Annotated in this window: 1 protein-coding gene; it reads right to left on the reverse strand. The window is 65.9% G+C overall.

Annotated elements, in window-relative coordinates; all coding sequences use genetic code 11:
* Positions 1–15: 15 nt before the first annotated feature.
* A protein-coding gene (locus DL990_RS41140; protein WP_233620727.1) for an IS5 family transposase occupies positions 16–884 on the reverse strand; the annotation gives its coding sequence in 2 pieces (ribosomal slippage) (positions 16–510 and positions 513–884; 867 coding nt in all).
* Between the last annotated feature and the right edge of the window lie 23 nt (positions 885–907).

A 907-nucleotide genomic window follows, 5' to 3' on the forward strand; every position in this document is an offset into this window, starting at 1 on the left:
GGCGTGTCCTGTAAGTCATTGGAGCCAGAGCACGATCGCGGCGATGGTGAGTTCGGCTTGGTAGTAGGCGGCGCGTTTGGCGTAGCGGGTGGCCAGGTCGCGGAACTGTTTGAGCCGGTTGAAGCACCGTTCGACCACGTTGCGCTGTTTATAGGCCTCAGCGTCGAACGCTGGTGGTCGCCCGCCGCTGCGGCCTTTGGCTGTGCGGCGGGCGATCTGGTCATCCCGTTCCGGACTGACGAACCTGATCCGCCGGTCTCGCATCGCCCGGCGGGTTGACGGATGCGAATACGCCTTGTCCGCGATCACCGTCTCCGGTCGGCAGCGTGGCCGGCCGGGACCGATCCGGGCGACGGTGATGCCGTCCAGCAGCGGAACCAGCTGCGGGTTGTCCCCAGCCTGGCCCGGGGTGAGCAGGAACCGCATCGGCAGGCCCCGCCCGTCCACAACCAAGTGGATCTTGGTGCTCAGCCCGCCACGGGACCGCCCGAGTCCTTCCCCATCGAGGGCGAGGGCTTCGATTCCGTCGCTGCATCCCCCTTTTTCCGGGCACCGGCGGCATGCTGGTGCGCCCGGACCACACTCGAATCGACGGAAACGATCCACTCGAGGTCGCCGACGGCGTCGTCTTTGACGATCACCCGGTCAAGAATCCGGTCCCAGGTGCCGTCTTTGGTCCACAACCGCAGCCGTTCATGCGCCGTCTTCCAAGGCCCGTAACGAACAGGCAGGTCACGCCAGGGCGCACCAGTGCGCAACTTCCACAAGATCGCGTTGATGACCTGGCGATGATCCCGCCACCGCCGACCACCACCCTGCCGCGGTGGCAACAACGGCTCGATCACCGCCCAGGCCTTATCCGTCAACTCACCACGACCAACCACACCCGCAATCCAACCGAACCGCA

Source organism: Amycolatopsis sp. WAC 01416, from assembly GCF_003947485.1.
In the GTDB taxonomy this organism is placed as follows: Bacteria; Actinomycetota; Actinomycetes; order Mycobacteriales; family Pseudonocardiaceae; genus Amycolatopsis.